The following is a 661-nucleotide window of genomic DNA, read 5'->3' as shown; positions in this document are numbered from 1 at the left end:
GTATGTTTTTCGCCCTTTCTTCGCTCTCATGCTCTTGCTTATCAGTCCAAAGTTCTCTGCCATCTCACCAAGCGGCAGCCTCTTCCTGATTTTTCCCAGCTCGCTAGTCTCGAACGTCCGCCTATACAATTCATAAAAATCGAACTCCGTGAAAGGGAGATCGGGTGATATTTCAGAGAAATTTTGTACCTTAGCCATGCAGATTAATTTTTGCGATACCTCCAAATTTGGCTTTTCTAGGGCAATTGGAGGTATTCTTTTTATCTTTAGCTAAGATACAAATTTTATATTACATTGGCAATTAATTCGTTATGAAGTTTTATTCTTTTTACGACAGTCCCTACACTAAATGCAGAAAACCGAATCAGGCTTGAAAGTAAACCTACCAGGGTTATTATATATTTATAGACTATAGTCTTGCTAGCCCAATAATAGGAATTGTTATTTTGGCTTATCCCCAAGTCAACGCTTAGGGGGTAAGCCGTTTATCGTTTATTTAAGTCTGCCCCATTTTTCCTGCAAGCTCTATAAATACATCTCGTACAATTAAAAGGTAGTGTTTCAAACAGTGTGTCCGGAGTAAGCCTTCAGACCTCTTAGTTCTGCAAATATATCAATTTATCTGTTACCTCATTGGCAGGCATGCCTGCCAATGAGGATT

General features: G+C 38.9%; 1 pseudogene. It reads right to left on the bottom strand.

Annotated elements, in window-relative coordinates:
• Positions 1-198: pseudogene (locus B5F83_RS10470) on the bottom strand (DDE transposase); the annotation flags it as partial.
• Between the last annotated feature and the right edge of the window lie 463 nt (positions 199-661).

Origin of the sequence: Muribaculum sp. An289 (assembly GCF_002159555.1) — a bacterium.
Classification (GTDB): Bacteria; Bacteroidota; Bacteroidia; order Bacteroidales; family UBA932; genus Merdivivens; species Merdivivens faecigallinarum.
Note: the sequence above shows the minus strand (reverse complement) of the source record. Positions and strands in the feature narration are given on the sequence as shown.